Annotated in this window: 19 protein-coding genes; 12 read left to right on the forward strand and 7 right to left on the reverse strand. The window is 27.6% G+C overall.

The genetic code is table 11. From position 1 onward, the window contains the following. Window positions 1-2 precede the first annotated feature (2 nt). Together BW723_RS04930 and BW723_RS04935 are read right to left on the reverse strand one after the other, a co-directional pair. Window positions 3-569 (reverse strand): sigma-70 family RNA polymerase sigma factor, encoded by a 567-nt coding sequence (locus tag BW723_RS04930; RefSeq protein WP_068361456.1) that lies wholly within the window; start codon window positions 567-569, stop codon window positions 3-5. A 28-nt stretch (window positions 570-597) separates the two neighbouring features. After that, window positions 598-1,098 carry a nuclear transport factor 2 family protein gene (locus tag BW723_RS04935; protein WP_068361453.1) on the reverse strand — a complete coding sequence of 167 codons (501 nt, stop codon included), beginning with the start codon at window positions 1,096-1,098 and terminating at the stop codon, window positions 598-600. Window positions 1,099-1,237: 139 nt separating this feature from the next. Between BW723_RS04935 and panB the strand changes: the two genes are divergently transcribed. The 9 genes from panB (at window position 1,238) to BW723_RS04980 (ending at window position 6,172) form a co-directional block, all read left to right on the forward strand. Continuing rightward, on the forward strand, window positions 1,238-2,056 hold the full coding sequence (panB, locus tag BW723_RS04940) for a 3-methyl-2-oxobutanoate hydroxymethyltransferase (RefSeq protein ID WP_068361450.1): 819 nt from the start codon (window positions 1,238-1,240) through the stop codon (window positions 2,054-2,056). Between the two features lie 54 nt (window positions 2,057-2,110). Beyond that, window positions 2,111-2,587, forward strand: coding sequence for a hypothetical protein (locus BW723_RS04945; RefSeq protein WP_068361446.1), 477 nt, complete (start codon window positions 2,111-2,113; stop codon window positions 2,585-2,587). A gap of 2 nt (window positions 2,588-2,589) precedes the next feature. After that, window positions 2,590-3,528 carry a 2-hydroxyacid dehydrogenase gene (locus BW723_RS04950; RefSeq protein ID WP_068361443.1) on the forward strand — a complete coding sequence of 313 codons (939 nt, stop codon included), beginning with the start codon at window positions 2,590-2,592 and terminating at the stop codon, window positions 3,526-3,528. A gap of 9 nt (window positions 3,529-3,537) precedes the next feature. Continuing rightward, window positions 3,538-3,948: a response regulator transcription factor gene (locus tag BW723_RS18090; RefSeq protein ID WP_068361440.1), complete on the forward strand. Its 411-nt coding sequence runs from the start codon at window positions 3,538-3,540 to the stop codon at window positions 3,946-3,948. 105 nt (window positions 3,949-4,053) lie between these two features. Continuing rightward, complete coding sequence (locus BW723_RS04960; protein WP_068361437.1) at window positions 4,054-4,518, forward strand: DUF4199 domain-containing protein; 465 nt, start codon at window positions 4,054-4,056, stop codon at window positions 4,516-4,518. A gap of 4 nt (window positions 4,519-4,522) precedes the next feature. Further along, window positions 4,523-4,981 (forward strand): DUF1801 domain-containing protein, encoded by a 459-nt coding sequence (locus BW723_RS04965; RefSeq protein WP_068361434.1) that lies wholly within the window; start codon window positions 4,523-4,525, stop codon window positions 4,979-4,981. Between the two features lie 3 nt (window positions 4,982-4,984). Then, the gene (locus tag BW723_RS04970; protein WP_068361430.1) at window positions 4,985-5,371 is read left to right on the forward strand and encodes a VOC family protein; all 387 of its coding nucleotides are present in this window, start codon (window positions 4,985-4,987) and stop codon (window positions 5,369-5,371) included. A 38-nt stretch (window positions 5,372-5,409) separates the two neighbouring features. Beyond that, entirely contained in the window at window positions 5,410-5,769 is a 360-nt protein-coding gene (locus tag BW723_RS04975; RefSeq protein ID WP_068361427.1) for a hypothetical protein, read from the forward strand. 4 nt (window positions 5,770-5,773) lie between these two features. Further along, window positions 5,774-6,172 (forward strand): DoxX family protein, encoded by a 399-nt coding sequence (locus tag BW723_RS04980; RefSeq protein ID WP_068361424.1) that lies wholly within the window; start codon window positions 5,774-5,776, stop codon window positions 6,170-6,172. Window positions 6,173-6,316: 144 nt separating this feature from the next. On the opposite strand, the gene BW723_RS04985 is transcribed toward BW723_RS04980, so the two are convergent. The 5 genes from BW723_RS04985 to BW723_RS05005 form a co-directional block, all read right to left on the reverse strand. Further along, window positions 6,317-7,174: a class I SAM-dependent methyltransferase gene (locus BW723_RS04985; RefSeq protein ID WP_068361421.1), complete on the reverse strand. Its 858-nt coding sequence runs from the start codon at window positions 7,172-7,174 to the stop codon at window positions 6,317-6,319. A gap of 112 nt (window positions 7,175-7,286) precedes the next feature. Beyond that, window positions 7,287-9,164 (reverse strand): tRNA uridine-5-carboxymethylaminomethyl(34) synthesis enzyme MnmG, encoded by a 1,878-nt coding sequence (gene mnmG, locus BW723_RS04990; protein WP_068361415.1) that lies wholly within the window; start codon window positions 9,162-9,164, stop codon window positions 7,287-7,289. 29 nt (window positions 9,165-9,193) lie between these two features. After that, window positions 9,194-9,616 carry an rRNA maturation RNase YbeY gene (ybeY, locus tag BW723_RS04995; protein WP_068361412.1) on the reverse strand — a complete coding sequence of 141 codons (423 nt, stop codon included), beginning with the start codon at window positions 9,614-9,616 and terminating at the stop codon, window positions 9,194-9,196. Next, window positions 9,616-11,085 carry a hypothetical protein gene (locus BW723_RS05000; protein WP_068361409.1) on the reverse strand — a complete coding sequence of 490 codons (1,470 nt, stop codon included), beginning with the start codon at window positions 11,083-11,085 and terminating at the stop codon, window positions 9,616-9,618. The genes ybeY and BW723_RS05000 overlap by 1 nt, the downstream gene beginning before the upstream one ends. Window position 11,086: 1 nt before the next feature. Beyond that, window positions 11,087-14,266 (reverse strand): DUF4175 family protein, encoded by a 3,180-nt coding sequence (locus tag BW723_RS05005; RefSeq protein ID WP_227431567.1) that lies wholly within the window; start codon window positions 14,264-14,266, stop codon window positions 11,087-11,089. A 318-nt stretch (window positions 14,267-14,584) separates the two neighbouring features. Here BW723_RS05005 and BW723_RS05010 point away from each other — a divergent pair, with 318 nt between their 5' ends. The 3 genes from BW723_RS05010 to BW723_RS05020 all read left to right on the forward strand — a co-directional run bounded on the left by BW723_RS05010 (window position 14,585) and on the right by BW723_RS05020 (window position 18,019). Beyond that, window positions 14,585-15,439: a hypothetical protein gene (locus BW723_RS05010; RefSeq protein WP_068361403.1), complete on the forward strand. Its 855-nt coding sequence runs from the start codon at window positions 14,585-14,587 to the stop codon at window positions 15,437-15,439. A gap of 97 nt (window positions 15,440-15,536) precedes the next feature. Further along, entirely contained in the window at window positions 15,537-17,057 is a 1,521-nt protein-coding gene (gene gltX, locus BW723_RS05015) for a glutamate--tRNA ligase (protein ID WP_068361399.1), read from the forward strand. Window positions 17,058-17,059: 2 nt separating this feature from the next. Beyond that, window positions 17,060-18,019 (forward strand): SGNH/GDSL hydrolase family protein, encoded by a 960-nt coding sequence (locus BW723_RS05020; RefSeq protein WP_068361396.1) that lies wholly within the window; start codon window positions 17,060-17,062, stop codon window positions 18,017-18,019. The last annotated feature ends 1 nt before the right edge of the window (window position 18,020 follow it).

The raw sequence follows: 18,020 nt of genomic DNA on the forward strand, positions 1-18,020 counted from the left end.
ACTTAATTATTAAACCAATTATCTTCCATACACTTCCTTAATTGTGTTCTGGCTCTGTGGATGATAACCCATAAATTTGACGCTGATATATCTAACTCCTTACAAATTTCTTCGGTTTCAAATTCTTGAATGGTTTTCATTCTAAAAACCATTCCATATTTTTCGGGTAAATTATCGATACAAACGTCTATTTGGCTTCTTAATTCTTCATTTTCAATTGCTTTTTCAGAAGCGTTGTCCCAATTTTGGGGTACACGTTCTTCTAGCCAGCTACCTTCATTTTCACCATCATTATAAAAATTCATTCTAACTTCGGCTTGTCCTTTTTTAGAGTTTATTTTTCTATAATGATCTATTACTTTTCTTTTTAAAATGGAAACTAACCAGGTTCTTTCTGTAGATTTCCCTTGAAAATTTTTAGCAGATTTAAGCCCAGCAAAAAAAGTTTCTTGTACTAAATCTTTTGCTAAATCACTATTATTAACACGCACAACAGCATAATTAAACAGGTAATCTGCATAATTATCTATCCATTTATTAGGCGCTAATGTGACTTCAGTTTGAGGCATTTTAAATTTTAAAAAATCAAAGATAATGCTATTTTTTATCTTTTAAGCCTTTACAACTTTCCGTTCTTCTCATATCAACCAAATAGATGATTTGCCAATTACCATTATTATTAAATAATTGAAAAGAATTGGCACCACAATGGCTAAATTTTTTGTTAAAATAAAACTCATAAGGCGTCCAAACAGATGCCAAATTACCATCAATTTTAATATCAAAAGAAAGTAATTTTACTAAATAAATATGTTCTGGTTTTTTATTAGCAATGGCTGTTAATAACTGTTTTTTAGTTTCAGTTTTTAAAATATTTTTCCCTTTTTTATTGGTAAAAGTTGTTTGAATTTTAATGTCCTTATGAATTGTTGTTTTAAGTAAAGTACTATCACCCTTATGCAAACCTTCAAAAAAAGTTTCTATTACTTTTTTAATTTTTATTGAATACTCTAGATTATCTTTTGAGGTAGATTTTTCTTGAGCAGTAATTTTAATTGAAAAAATAAGAATTACTAAATAAGTTATAATCTTTTGCATTTTAAATTTAATTTAAAAGCCTAAATTTAATTAAATAATTGATTTACAATAGTTAATAAAACTATATTAACGAAACATTAACGGGTTAAATATCTGCTTTTATTTCTTACTTTTACCAAAGTCTAAAAACCTAAAAAATATGTCGACAGCAAAAAAACAGTACAAAAGAATTACTGTAAAATCTTTGGTAGATATGAAAACAAATGGAGAAAAAATCTCTATGTTAACTGCTTACGATTATACAATGGCAAAGATCTTAGATAAAGCAGGTTTAGATGTTCTTTTAGTTGGCGATTCTGCTTCTAATGTTATGGCTGGTCATGAAACAACATTACCTATAACATTAGATCAAATGATTTATCATGCAAGTGCTGTAGTTAGAGCCATTGATCGATGTTTGGTTGTTGTAGATTTACCTTTTGGTAGTTATCAATCAGACCCAAAAGAAGCTTTACGTTCTGCAATTAGAATTATGAAAGAATCTGGTGCTCATTCTATTAAATTAGAAGGTGGTAAAGAAATAAAAGAGTCTATAAAACGTATTTTAAATGCCGGAATTCCGGTTATGGGGCATTTAGGATTAACACCACAATCTATCTATAAATTTGGAACGTATACTGTAAGAGCTAAAGAAGAACAAGAAGCAGAAAAATTAATAGAAGATGCTTTAATGCTAGAAAAAATAGGTTGTTTTGCAATTGTTTTAGAAAAAGTACCTGCAGCATTGGCTAAAAAAGTTGCAGAATCTATTTCTATACCAGTTATAGGAATTGGAGCAGGAAATGGTGTTGATGGCCAAGTTTTAGTTACCCATGATATGATTGGAATGACACACGAATTTAATCCTCGTTTTTTACGTAGGTATTTAGATTTATTTGCTGATATGACTGGTGCTTTTAAAAGTTATGTAGATGATGTAAAGTCTGGAGATTTTCCTAATGATAAAGAGCAGTATTAAAGCCCATTCCTAACCTTACCAAAGGGAAGGAATTAGCTTCGAAAAAATAAGTTGATGTTTGATTTTCTTCAAAAAAAACTATCTCATTCAGATTGTCAAAAAATCTTTTTAGAAATATCGTCAGAAGTTTTTGATAATTTATTTCTAGAAAATGGTTTTATCAAAATAAAAACTTTTACTAAATTAATTGAGTCTAAAATAATCTATCAAAAACAAGATAAGTTTATTGAAATAAGAAGTATTAACGAACTAGATCCAAGAGGAGAATCATATTTTGAAATTAATATAGGAGAAAAGTATAATTTCGAAATTGATGAATTTGAAGGATATTTTATTTCAATCAATAGGTACATAAATATTATCAAGAATAAAAAGAAAAATTCGTTTTATCCGTTTCCATATGGTAAAAAACAATGTTCAAGAATTCTTAAAAAAGCCAAAAATGATTTTGTAAAATATGCTGAATTTTATTTAAAACTTAATGATAATTTATTTGATAGAATATTAAGATTAAAAGGAATTAAAAAATAACTATGAGAGTTCTTCACCTAGACACAAACCACACACTTTTAATAAATCAATTAAATGATTTAGGTTTTACAAATGATGAAGATTATACTTCGTCTAAACAAGAAATCGAGGCTAAAATTCATTTGTATGATGGTTTTATCATCAGAAGTAGATTTAAAATTGATACATCATTTTTAGACAAAGCCACTAACTTAAAATTTATTGGTAGAGTTGGTGCTGGTTTAGAAAATATAGATTGCGATTATGCAACATCAAAAAACATTGCTTTAATTGCTGCTCCAGAAGGCAATAGAAATGCAGTTGGCGAGCATTCTTTAGGTATGTTATTATCACTTTTTAACAAGCTAAACAAAGCTGATAATGAAGTTAGAAATGGAAAATGGTTGCGTGAAGCAAACAGAGGAATTGAACTTGATGGAAGAACTGTAGGCTTAATTGGTTATGGAAATATGGGTAAATCGTTCGCAAAAAAATTACGTGGCTTTGATGTTGATGTAATTTGTTACGACATAAAACCTAATGTTGGTGATGAAAATTGCCAACAAGTTTCTTTATCAGAATTACAAGCTAATGCTGATGTTTTAAGTTTACACACACCACAAACTGAGCTTACTAAAAATATGATAAAGGCAGAATTTATCAATAATTTTAAAAAGAATTTTTGGTTGATAAATACTGCACGCGGAACATCTGTAGTTACCAAAGATTTAGTTAATGCTTTAAAAACAGGTAAAGTTTTAGGTGCTGGATTAGATGTTTTAGAATATGAAAAATCGTCTTTCGAAAACTTATTTTCTGATGATAAAATGCCTGATGCTTTTCAATATTTAATAGATTCAGAGAATGTGCTTTTATCTCCTCATGTTGCTGGCTGGACAATAGAAAGCAAAGAAAGATTAGCACAAACCATTGTAAATAAAATAAAAGCAGAATTTTGTTAACTTGCTAAAATGAAAAAAACAGTACTTGTTTTTAGCTTGTTAATTCTAGCAATTCTTCTTCTTTTTCAGTTTAGTAAATACGCTTTAATATCTAATGATTTACAACTCGAAATTATTATAGGATTAATTGCAATTGTGTTCTTTTTTATCGGAATATTTATCCATAAAAAAAGTCTTCAAAAACCAGTTGTTTCATCCTCAGTAATTAATCAGAAAAAAATTAAAGAGTTAGAAATTAGTAATCGAGAATATGAAGTTTTACAAAAAATAGCAGAAGGTTTATCTAACAAAGAAATTGCTAACGATTTATTTGTATCTGAAAGCACCATTAAAACACACGTTTCCAATATACTACTTAAATTAAATGCAAAGCGAAGAACACAAGCAATTCAGATAGCAAAAGCGTATAAAATCATTTAAATTTTTATATTTTTAACCTTTAAATGTATGTTTGGTACTTTAGTATGATTACCAAATAACATTCATTTTTTACTTTCGGTTGATTAATTTTAATTTTATTATCAGATGAAAAGTACAGTTTTAAAATTTGGCTCTTATGGGCTTTTAGTAGGGTTTATTATTTTCTCTCTACATCTCTTTTTTGGTGTAGAAAATCTACAAAATTCTACCAATGAAATATTAGGTTATATATCTATATTTCTCTCTCTTTCTTTTATATTTTTTGGGATAAAACATTACAGAGATAAAGAAAATGATGGACTTATTTCTTTAGGAAAAGCAATTAAAATAGGTCTTTTAATCTCTGTTTTAGTAGCAATAGGAGTTGCTTTTGCAGATTTTATTTACACTAAATTTATAAATCCGTCCTTTTTTACTGACTATGAACAAAAGTTAATAGCACAAGGTAGAGAAAAAGAAATTATAGAAATGACAAGTACAACAGCTGCTATTTTTATGCTAATTTTGGTAACTATTATTGGTTTTATAATTTCATTGATTTCTGGAATTATTTTACAACGTAAAAATTAAAAAGATGCAATACAAAGCAAATTCACCCGAAGATTATATTTCTCAGGTTCCAGAAGAACGAAAAGAAACTTTACATAAATTACGTAAAACTATAAAAGATAATTTACCTGAAGGCTTTGAAGAAGGTATGCAATACAACTTTATAAGCTATTTCGTGCCACATTCTGTATATCCAGATGGTTATCATTGCAACCCAAAAGAACCTTTACCTTTTATGAGTTTTGCATCGCAAAAAAATTCGGTTAATTTTTATCATTCTGGTATTTATGCAAACAAAGAAATTTACGATTGGTTTGTTGCTGAATACCCAAAGCATTGTAAACGTAAATTAGATATGGGTAAAAGTTGTGTGCGTTTTAAAAAGTTAGCCGAAATTCCTTATGAATTAATTGCAGAATTAGTACGTAAAATATCTGTTGATGAATGGATAAATACTTACGAAACTGCCTTAAAAAAGAAATAAAATATGAAAAATAGAGTTACAGGAATTGGAGGTTTATTTTTTAAATCTGATGATCCGAAAGCAGCGAAAGATTGGTACAAAAAGCACTTAGGTTTTAATACTGACGATTGGGGTTCTACTTTTTGGTGGAAAGATAAACAAGGTAATGACGCTTCTACGCAATGGAGTCCTTTTGCCAAGAAAACAGATTATTTTGAACCCTCAAAAAAAGACTTTATGTTTAATTATAGAGTCGAAAATTTAGTAGAATTGTTATCAGAATTAAAAAAAGAAGGTGTTACTATTGTTGGAGAAATGCAAGAATTTGAATATGGTAAATTCGGCTGGATTTTAGATAACGAAGGTAATAAAATAGAACTTTGGGAACCTGTAGATCAGGCTTTTAAATAAATTTAATAAATAATTAATTAACTATAAATCAGAATATTATGTTGTATAAAAAAGGTAATTTATATCACAGACCAACTCAAGAGAATGCACAAAATTTTAGTGAAAAATCAAAAGATAGTACCGCTAAAATTAAAGACGGAGCTAAAAATGTAATTGATGGTGCAAAAGAAAAAATCAATGAAACTTTTACTGATGAAAATATAGAAAAAGTAAAACAAAAGGCCACTGAATTTACAGATGATGCAAAAGAAGCTTTTGACATTATTTCTGAAAAAGGATCAGAATTTGCTCATGAAGCAGCAGAACACTTAGCCGATTTTGCGGAAGACGCTCAAGAAGAAATTAAGGAAGCTACAGCAAGAGTAAAAAACTTCTTAAAAAAGATTACTAGTAAATAATTAGATGAAGTTTTTATCCAACTATCCAACAGAGGTTTTAATACTCTTATTTTTAATAATAACTTTTATTCTATCTTCTGTTGAAAAGTTGTTAGATTGGAAAGGAAATGTTTCTTTTATAAAAGATCATTTTAAAAACTCGCCTTTAAAAAATAGTGTTCCCTTATTATTAACTATTCTTTTAGTAATAGAAATAATTGCATCTGTTTTAATGATAACAGGGGTTTTTCAAATTTATATTTCTGAAGCCAAAGAAATTGCTTTACTAGGTTTAGAGCTTTCTGCAATCAGTTTAATTTTTATGCTCATTGGGCAACGTCTCGCAAAAGATTATCCAGGAGCAATGAGCTTAGCTGTCTATTTTATCATTAACCTTTTAGGTGTTTATTTATTAAATAACTAAAATCTATTAATTATTAAAATAACTATAATTTATAACTATAATTTAACCCCTTAAAACTTGCGTTTTAAGGGGTTTTCTTTTTTTTGTAAGGTAAATCTATCAATTTACAAACAAAATAGATTATAACTTATTTAAAACTTAATTTTACTTCTTTTTAAGTACATAAATTAAAGAAGAATACTCTTTTGTTGTTTTTGCTTTTAAATTTGATTTGAATCCTTTTAAAAATGCAGAAATTGGTTTCATTGCACCTACTTTATATTTTTCACTTAATAGAGAAACGTAATAAGCATCAAACATCATTGGTAAAGTTTTTTCTACAAGCATATATTCTTTAGCAAATAATTTAGAAATTGAATTCTGAGAAAAATGCCATAAATGTCTTGGAACATCAAAAGCTGCCCAAAATTGCTGATAATAATTTGCATCGTAACTTTTATAATTTGGCACTGCAATTACCAACCTACCCTTTTCTGAAAGCAAATTATTTAAGGTTGTAATATATTCTTCTAAATTTTCTACATGTTCTAAAACGTGCCAAAGGGTAATTACATCAAACAGATTATTTTTAAATGTTGATAAATCTTCTTGTAAAGTAATTCCTTTTTTTAAAGCAATATTTCTGGCTCCAATATCTGGTTCTGTACCGTAAACGTTCCAAGAATTATTTGCACAAACTTTTAAAAAATCTCCTGTTCCTGCACCAACATCTAAAATATTTTTTGATGAAGTTGTAAAAGAATTCATCAGCTTTAGTTTTCTTTTTAAGGTGATGTTTTTTACAGATTGATATACTTTATCAAACAACGATTTTTTAGAATCGGTATGAGAAATATAATCTTCGCTTTTATAATAATCTCCTAAATTTTCAGGAATAGGAACTGTAACTAACATATCAAACTCCTCATTCTTTTTTACCTGATAAACTTCACCAGAAACCGTAAAATCTTTACACTCTAAAAAAGGTTTTAAATCTTTATAAAAATCGATTTTCTTATTCATTTCTAATCATCTTAAAATTGAAATTCCTGCCTAAGCAGGAATTAAATATTCAGTTTTTTTTTAGTAATTTATATTTTGTTCCACGAGGAACATCTATAAAATTACAGATAAATTATCTACCCATATAAACTAATAAAACAGAAATATCACTAGGTGAAACTCCGCTAATTCTACTTGCTTGAGAAATAGAAGTTGGTTGAATTTTACTTAATTTTTCTCTAGCTTCAAAAGACAAAGATTTTACTTTTTGATAATTAAAACTAGAAGGAATCATTACATTCTCTAAACGATTTAACTTATCTGCATTGTTCTTTTCTTTCGCAATATATCCAGAATATTTTAAGTGAATTTCAGCTTGTTCTATAACTTCTTTATCAATTGAATTCTCTTCTAAAAACGCACTTAGTTTTTTAACATTTTTAAAATCAGAAAAACTTAATTGTGGTCTTGCAGCGATTTTAAAAAGCTTCATGGATTGATTTACTAAAGCTAAATTTTTAGCTTCTAAAATAGGATTTATTTCCTCTTGCTTAACACTAGTTTTTTCTAAAAACTGAATTAATAAATCTGTTTTTCTTTGCTTTTCTAAAACACGATCCATTCTTTCTTTTGAAGCTAAACCAAGTTCAAAAGCTTTAGGCGTTAATCTTAAATCTGCATTATCTTGTCTTAATAATGTTCTATATTCTGCTCTAGAAGTAAACATTCTATAAGGTTCTTCTGTACCTTTTGTAATTAAATCATCAACCAAAACACCAATATACGCTTCGTTTCTTTTTAGAATAAAAGGTTCTTTTTCTTGCACTTTTAAAGCTGCGTTTACACCTGCCATTAATCCTTGAGCAGCTGCTTCTTCATAACCTGTTGTTCCATTAATCTGACCTGCAAAAAACAAGTTTTTAATTAACTTAGTTTCTAAAGAATGTTTTAATTGCGTTGGTGGAAAATAATCATATTCTATTGCATAACCATATCTTAAAAACTTCACGTTTTCGAAACCTTCAATAGCTCTTATTGCTTTGTCTTGTATATCTTCTGGTAAAGAAGTTGAAAACCCATTTACATACATTTCACAAGTTGTCCATCCTTCTGGTTCAACAAAAATTTGATGTCTTTCTTTAGTTGCAAAACGATTGATTTTATCTTCTACAGAAGGACAATATCTTGGCCCAGTTGATTTAATTCTACCATTAAACATTGGAGACCTATCAAAGCCTTCTTTTAATAATTCGTGTACTTTTAGATTAGTATACGTTAAGTAACAAGAACGTTGTTTCACCAAATTTTTAGTTACTGGTAAATAAGAAAACTTCTCAGTATTTTCATCTCCTGGTTGTTCTAACATTTTAGAATAATCTAAAGATCTACCATCTACTCTTGGAGGAGTTCCTGTTTTCATTCTACCAGACTCAAAACCTTTAGCAACTAAGTCTTCTGTTATTCCAGTTGATGCTCCTTCTCCTGCTCTACCTCCACCAAAAGTTTTCTCTCCAATATGGATTAATCCATTTAAGAAAGTACCAGCTGTTATAACGACTGTCTTTGCTTTTATTTCTAAACCTAAAGCTGTTTTAACACCTATAATTTTATCATCATCAAATAATAATCCGTTTACAGAATCTTGATAAAAATCTACGTTTTCAGTTTGCTCTAACATCGTTCTCCAAGCTTCTGCAAACTGCATTCTATCAGATTGCGCTCTTGGACTCCACATAGCAGGTCCTTTCGATTTATTTAGCATTTTAAACTGAATAGCTGTCTTGTCTGTAACAATAGCGCTATAACCTCCTAAAGCATCTATTTCTCTTACAATTTGTCCTTTTGCAATTCCACCCATAGCAGGATTACAACTCATCTGCGCAATGTTTTGCAAGTTCATTGTAATTAATAAAGTGTGTGCACCCATATTTGCAGCTGCAGCTGCAGCTTCACTTCCTGCATGACCTCCACCTACTACAATAACATCGTATGTTGTTGAAAATAAACTCATTTTTTTATAATAGTTCCACGTGAAACTTTTTACTTTTTTTCTAAATTAAATAATGATAAAGCTTTGTTTTCTTCACTTCTCATTTCTTCTTTTTCTTCTTCGGATTTATCTTTAAAACCCATATAATGCAAAACACCATGAATCATTACTCTGTGTAATTCATCATCAAAAGAAACCTTAAAATCATTGGCATTGTCTTCAACTCTTTCAACAGAAATATAAATATCTCCATTAATAAGTTTACCTAAAGAATTATCAAAACTAATAACATCTGTTAAAGTATCGTGTTCTAAAAACTCAACATTAAGTTTATGAAGATAAACATCATCACAAAAAATATAATTGATTTCTCCTAATTCAAAACCTTTATCAATAACAATTTTATTGATCCAGTTCTCTAAAGATTTTTCATCTTTTAATTTGAAGTCTGTTTCGTAATTAAACGTTATCATTATAATTTATTTGTTTGAATTGTAAACTGTTTTAATTTGATATCATAAGCTATAAAACGAAAACTTGACTTTAAAAAACAACTAGATTCGTATTTAAAATTACTAATATCATCTAACTTGTCTATGTATTCTTTTTTATCAATTTCTTTATAAAAAGAAGCTGGTAAATCTTCATCTAATAAATTACCATCAATATCAATTAATAACTCAAAGAATCGTTTATTTTTAAATATAGTAGCATTATCAAAGAAGCTTTCATCAACTACTCTAGGACCAAAACCTGAAGGTATACTTCTTTGAATACTTTGTTGAATATGCATTTGATGTTGTTGCATATGCCACATAAACTGTTGATGATGCCACCACCAATTATAATTATAGTTATAAGAAATATCTACATAATCAACTCGAATTCTAATTTTATTTGAATTCGTTTTATTAGCTGTAACAGTTGGATTGTATTTATTTTTACCTGCGTTTTTTAAAAAATTTTCTATTCCTTGAAACTCAGAGTTTCCTTTTATACTACTAGAAAGAGAATCATCAAAAACAATAGTATTTAAAGATTTACCTGTATTAATATCAGAAATATTTAAGAAACCAGATTTTTTAGAAACTGCTAATTGAAAAAGTTTTTCTTTAGTGAAAAAAGAAGTTGCTTTCTTAAATTTTTCTCCATTAGCATTCTCAAAAATAAAAAATGTAGGCTTTAATATAGGTTCATTTAAATTAAACTTTAATAACTGAGTAGTATTTGATTTTTTGTTATTTAATGAAATACCTACAAGATTTACATTAAAAGGTTCATCAGAATCTCTAGTAAAAAATAACGTATTGTTTTCGAAATATAATCTTACTTTATTTGTAGCTCCATTAGCAACAAACTCATCAGTTTTTATAGATGTAACAGATTCGTTTTCAAAAAAACTTTTTACTTCTAAGTTATCTTCTAAAACCAACTCTTTGGTTTCTGGTTTACTATTACCAATAAAAGAAGTAACCTTAAAAACATCATCAGTTTTATATATTAAAATTGATTTATCTTTAGTTCTTATAGAAGTAACAAAGTCATCATGAGAAAACACTTCTGATTCATTTTTCTCATTTGTATCAAGATTATATTCTACAGATTTAATAAATGATTTCTTTTTAATTGAATAGCTCAAAATAAGAGATAAGACATTATTCTTTTTATGAAAAGACACTAAACCAAAAGATTTTTCATTATTTAAACTTGGTAATTCAACAACTTCATTACCATCAAATAAATAAGAAAATACTTTAAAGTTCTTCATTTTTTTATTTTTAGTAAAAATTAAATGAAAAGAATCTGTGTCTGATAAATCTCCTGAAAACGTGTTTTCTGTTTTATATTCTTTTGGAATAACAATACTATTAAAAGTAATATTATTTGCATGTAAAACAGTTGTATAAACTAACACAATTAATAAGATAAACTTTCTATACATTTTAACCTTTTTTAGGATCAGAAAAATAGACTCTGACCTTATTTTTAAAATTTTGCTGCAAAGGTAGTGATTGTCTATTTAATATCTCTATTTGATTGTAAAACTGCTTTTTAAACTCTAAGGCTTTTACTTTATTACGATTGTTCTCTTTTTGATTAACATTCGATTGACGCTTTTTATCTTTACCTTGTTCTAAAGCAGCTTTATCTAGTTTTAATAATTCGTAATTCAGGTTTTGCATTTTTTGAAGTGTACCAGAATTGAAACCTTTTTCTAAGATTTCGTTTTCTAATTCCTCCATAGATTTTAATGCTTTTTTAGCATTTCCATTTCCACCTTCATTTCCGTTTTCGCTTTCTTTAATTGCATTTTGTAGTTCTTGTCTTAGTTGAGATTGTTGTTTAAAAATTTCATACAATTCTCCATCTAAATCATCATTAGAACCTTCACCTTCTCCATTCTTTTCTCCGTTTTTACCATCACCAGATTTACCACCTTTTCCACTGCTACCCTTCTCTCCTTTTTCTCCTGGTTTACCATTTGCTTCTGGTTTATTCCCTTCTTTACCTTTACCATTTTCATCACCTTTTTTCATTCCGTCTTTCATCTTCTTAGATAAACCTTCTTGCTTTTTAATTAAATCTGGTAAACTAAAACCTTGTCCTTTTCCTGGTTTTCCTTTGCCCATTTGCATTGACATATTATTCTGCATATTATTTAAAATATTGCTCAAATAATCTGCCAAATTATTAGTAGCTGTCATTACATAACGTTGATTAGAAATTCCGTTATTAAACCTATTTTCAGAAAAATTATATAAAGATTGATCTAAATTATAATGTGCAGCAGAAAGATCGTCTTGAATTTTAGTAGAAATTTTAGGAACACGCATTGCCAAAACATACAAACTATCATCTATATGTTCAAAGTATCTTTTTATTTCATTTTGCTTTTTTAAGTCTTTACCAAAGTCTGGATGTGTGGTAGAAGTTTCACTAAACTTATCCATTAATTGTTCTTGCTGAAAAGAAAATATAACCAAGTTTTCTAAAATCTTACGCAAATCTTCAATGTTTTCATCCATAGATTCAGCTTGCATATCCATCATAGATTTTTGCATTTTAGCACTCATCTCTTTCATCTTCTTAGAAGATTTTTTTTGACTTTGTTTTGCTTGTTTAGAATTTTGTTGTTCTAAATTTTCTTCGGATTTTTTAAGCTCATTATCTATATCCTTTTTTTCTTCCTCAACATCTGGCAATTCCATTGGATCTTTTAATTTCTCATTATCTTTATTGAGTTCTTCCAATTCTTTTTTAATGTCTTCAAATTCTTTTTTGATGTCTTTCTGAGCTTCTAAAGAATTGTCTTCCTGCTTTTCTAAATCAGATTGTTTTCTAGATAACTCTTCTACTTTATTTGCAATCTGCATTGTTTTTTGTTCAACATAAAAACGTTTTACCATTTCTAAAGTCTTCTCTAAACTACGCTGTTGTTGTTTGTTTTGTTGTGCTAATTCTTTGGCTTTTTTAACTAAATCTTCTTTGTTTAGTTTATCTGCCATTTTCTGAATTTCATCTAACAATTTTTGTTGCTTTTCTAACTTTTTAAGTTCTTCAATTCGCTCTTTTAAATCTTCCTTTTTTTCTTGTAAAGATTCGTCTTTTTCTTGCTTTTCATCTAAGTTTTCTTGAAGCTGATCTGTTTGTCTTTGCATCATTTTCTTGTATTGCTCTTGACGCTTAATAAAACTTTCTACCTTCTTTTTATCGTTCCAATTAATGTTTTTCTTATTCTGTAATTCTTGTTGAATATTTTCTAATTGTTCTTGTTGCTTTTTCTGTTTCTGAACAGAGTTTTCTAAATCGTTAATAGTATTTCTTTGTTCTTGTAAAAGTTGATCTTCTAATTCATCTTCTGTATGTTGTCTGTAATTAAAAATTTTACTTTTTGTTGATTTATTTCCGTTAACATAATCATTATCAGTTACTTGAAAATATAATTCATAATTAATTCCTTTAGATAAATTTAATCCGTCAGGAAATTGATAAAAAAAAGTTTGTATATTTTGATTGGTTATTTGAAGATTAAATAACTCTTTTTTATCAGGGTTATTTACATCATAATAAACCAAATGTAATTTTCGTAAACCATAATCATCAGAAATTTGACCAGCAAATTGAGCAACACCTCTAGTAATACTATCAATATTAGAAGTTACAGAAATCAATGGGAATTCATCTTTAATAACATCCACAGAAAATTGTAAATTCTCGTAATTTTTTAGGTTTTTATTTGATGATGATATTTGATAATTTAAAGCATTTCTAACTTGTTTTTTGTACTCAAAAATATCCGCAGAAATTTTAGAAAAAGAATCGCTTTTATTTTTACTGATAAACGCCAAACTATCTGTTTGATTCGTTTCTACTAACCAAGTAATATTTGTGCCTTCTGGAACAATTAAATTTCCAGAATTTTGAATGGTTTCATTTCTTCTTCCTAAATATTTTGGGTAACTTAAATCTAAAGAAATATTATGAATCGTTGGTGTACCTATTACTTGAATCTTATAATCTTGAGATTGAATTCCATTTGCTTCTACATAAAAATTAATGGGTTCTTGAACATCTGTAAACACATAAGAAAAAGATGAATTGCCATTATTTTGCAAATAATATTGTTGATTATTATAAATTATTTTTGCTTCATTTGGGCTTACATTACCTATTGTATTTACATTTATAGTAATTGATTTTCCTTGAATAACTTGTAAACTTTTATTTGCAATAGAAAATAAAAATGGTGCTGGAGGATTATAAGCAGTTCTATGATTTACAACTCGGTCTAAACTCTGAGTTAAAGAACCATTTGTAATGGTAAACAAACTTATTACGTAAATTAAAATAGGAATAATTGCATATTTCAAATATTTTGAATTCTGTTTAAAATCTATCGCTTTTACAAAAGGTATTGGATTTAGTTCTGCAGATTTCTGATTGATACTCGCTAAAATTAAATCAGATTGATTTACACTTTCTTTAAGTTGTAAAACATTTAAAAGCTTGTCCCCTACTTCTGGAAAATGAGCACCAATAATTCTTGATGATTCTTCTAAAGAAATTCCTTTTCTAAAACCTATCAATTTAAAAATAGGAATAGCAATAAATTTGATCAGCAAAAAAAGTTCAACAATTATAAATAACCAAAATAAAATAGTTCTTGCAGTGGGCTTTAACCACAAAAAATATTCTAAAAACAGCGTAAAAAAGAAATACAAAAATCCTAAGGAAAAAAATAGAATAGTTCCTTTTATCAATTCACTGGTGTAAAATTTTCGAGCAAACTGATTTAATTTGTGCTGTATGTTTTCGAAATTTGTCATAATCAACAAATAAAAGTACGTTATTTGCAACTATCATCCATAAAATAATTGTTAAATCAATTCTGTAAGAAAACTTAAGTTAATACAACTAACGTTTTATAAACACCTAAATAAATGAAACAATTAGCCCAATTACTATTTTTACTGATTACTATTTCTGCATTTTCACAAGGTCCATGGACACAAGAAAAAGGAAAATTTTACACTCAACTTTCTTTTACAACAATACCTAATTATGACAACTTTTTTGGTGATCCTGATTATTCTATAAATGGAGAAATATCTGATAATACTTTGCAATTCTATACAGAATATGGACTAACAAATAATACAACTCTAATTGTAAACGTACCTTTAAAATTAATTTCTATAAACGATTTAAAATATATAGATCCTGCAATTGATTGTTTTGGAGATTGTACAGAAACCATAAATGAAACAAAAACTGCTTTAGGAAATATTGAAATTAGCCTAAAACACAATTTTTATAAAAAAGATTGGTTGTTATCTGGGCAATTATCTCTAGAAACAAATACAAGTTCTTTTTATAAAAATTCTGGTATAAGAACTGGCTATGATGCATTTACGATTACTCCCCTGTTTTTAGCAGGTACAAGTTTTAATAATTCTTATTTACAATCTTTTATAGGTGCAAAAATTAGAACTAATAATTATTCTAATAACTTTAAATTTGGTGGAGAATATGGTAAAAAACTAGGAGATAAATTTTGGTTAATTGGTTTTCTAGATATTGAGAAATCTTTTAAAGATGGAGAAATTAATTTACCAGATAAAAATTTGTTAACTTCATTATATATAAACAATCAAGAATATGGAGTTGTAGGTATAAAAGCAATTGGAGAATTCACAAAAGATTTTGGAGTTACTGCAAGTTTACCAGCTGCATTTTTTGGTAACAATGTAGCTAAACAAGTTGCATTAAGTGTAGGTATTTATAAGAAATTTTAGGTTTTAAACTTTAAAAAATAATAAATTAAAAGCCTTTTGTTAAGGCTTTTTTTTATGCATATAGTAAAGTATCTTTGCTGTTTAAAATCAAAAGAGAATGGAATCTAATGTTCGTGTGCGTTTTGCACCAAGTCCTACTGGACCTTTACATATTGGAGGTGTAAGAACTGCCTTATATAATTATTTATTTGCCAAAAAACACAATGGTACTTTTATTTTAAGAATAGAAGACACAGACCAAACACGTTATGTTGCAAATGCAGAGCAATATATTATAGACGCTTTAAAATGGTGTAATATTCCTTTTGATGAAGGACCTGGAAAGAACGAAAAATTTGGACCATACAGACAATCTGAAAGAAAAGATCTTTACAAAAAATACGCTGATACTTTATTAGAAAAAGGTAGAGCTTACTATGCTTTTGATACTCCAGAAGAGTTAACTGCTCAAAGAGATTTTTATGCCTCTAAAGGAAAAATGTTTATCTATAACTGGCAAAATAGACAAGAAGGTAAACTAGTAAACTCTTTAGTATTATCTGAAGAAGAAGTACAAAAAAGAATTAATGCTGGTGAAAAATATGTAATTCGTTTTAAAATTCCTGAAAGTGAAATTTTGTATATGCAAGATGAAATTAGAGGAAGAATTAGTATTAAAACAAATACATTAGATGATAAAGTTTTATTTAAATCTGATGGAATGCCAACCTATCATTTAGCAAATATTGTTGATGATCATTTAATGGAAATTAGTCACGTAATTAGAGGTGAAGAATGGTTACCTTCTATGCCATTACACGTATTATTATACAGAGCTTTTGATTGGGAGGTTCCAAAATTTGCACATTTACCATTAATTTTAAAACCAGTTGGTAAAGGTAAATTAAGTAAAAGAGATGGAGATAAATTAGGTTTCCCTGTCTTTCCTTTAGAATACACCAATGAAGAAACAGGAGATGTTTCTAGAGGTTATAAAGAAGATGGTTATTTTGCTGATGCTTTTATAAATATGTTAGCTTTTTTAGGATGGAATCCTGGTACACAACAAGAAATTTTTTCTTTAGAAGAATTAACTCAAAAATTTGATTTTGAACGTGTTAATAAAGCTGGTGCAAAATTTAATCTTGATAAAACAAAGTGGTTTCAGCAACAATATATGCAAACCAAAGATGATGCAGAATTAGCAAATTTATTTATGCCTATTTTAGAAAAAAAAGGGATTAATAAAAATATAGAAGATGTTAAAAAAATAGTTTCTACTGTAAAAGAAAGAGCTGTTTTTGTTGATGATTTTTGGGGATTAGCTACTTTCTTTTTTGAAACACCACAAGAATATGATTCTAAATCTTTAAAGAGAAGTTGGAAAGAAGGTACTACAGACTTAATAAAAGAATTAATTCCTGTAATTTCTCAAATCGAAGATTTTTCATCTCAAAATACAGAAATAGAAATTAAAAAATGGATGACTAGTAAAGAGATTGGTTACAGCAAAGTAATGCAACCTTTACGTTTATGCTTAGTTGGTAAATTAGCAGGACCTCATTTATTCGATATTGTTGCAATGATTGGTAAAGAGGAAACTATTTTAAGATTAGAAAACGCAGTAGAAAATTTATAAAAATGAAAGGTTTTAGGTGTTTTCTTTTACTTTTAACTATAAGTGTATTTATTTCTTGTGGTAAAAAAGTATCAGAAAACACTTTAAAACTTCATAATAAAAAAGTGCTAATTTTAGGTAATAGCATTACTCAATATGGTAAATATGTCGATTTTTTAGAATACTATCTGCGTAAAAATTATCCTAAAGAAACTCTAGATATTATTAGCATTGGCTTGTCTAGCGAAACAGTTTCTGGCGATTCTGAAAAAGAACATCCTTTTAAAAGACCTCATTTACATTCTAGATTAAAAAGTGCATTATTAAAAGTACAACCAGATTTAGTTATTTCTTGTTATGGTATAAATGATGGTATCTATGCTCAAAAAGATAGCACACGTTTTAACAATTATAAAACGGGTATTATCAACTTAATAAAAGCAGTAGAAAATTCAGGATCAGAATTAATTTTGCTAACTCCTACTCCATTTGATAAAGACCCTATCAAAGCAAAATTGTCTAAAGAAAACGAATCTCAATCTTATAAAAATCCATATTATAATTACGATGCTGTTTTAAAAGATTATTCAGATTGGCTTAAATCTTTAAATGATATTAAGGTTATTGATCTTCATCAATATTTAAATAACGAACTTAACATCATTAAAAAAATTAAAACAGATAGTACTTTTATTCTTGATGGAATTCATCCAAACACAACAGGACATTTTTTTATGGCTAAGAAAATTATCAAAGAACTATATCCTAAAATTGTTTTAAAGGATGCTGTTTCTGAAATTCATCAACTAAAAAAAGACACGCTTTTTAAAGTAATAACAAAAAGAAGAAAAATACGTTCTAAAGGATGGTTAGATTATATTGGTTACACCAGAAAAATTAAGGTTAAAACTGATAATATTGAACAAACTAAAGAAAAAGTAAAAGAATTAAATAGTTATATTACAGCACTATTAAATAAATAAT

This window comes from Polaribacter reichenbachii (assembly GCF_001975665.1).
In the GTDB taxonomy this organism is placed as follows: Bacteria; Bacteroidota; Bacteroidia; order Flavobacteriales; family Flavobacteriaceae; genus Polaribacter; species Polaribacter reichenbachii.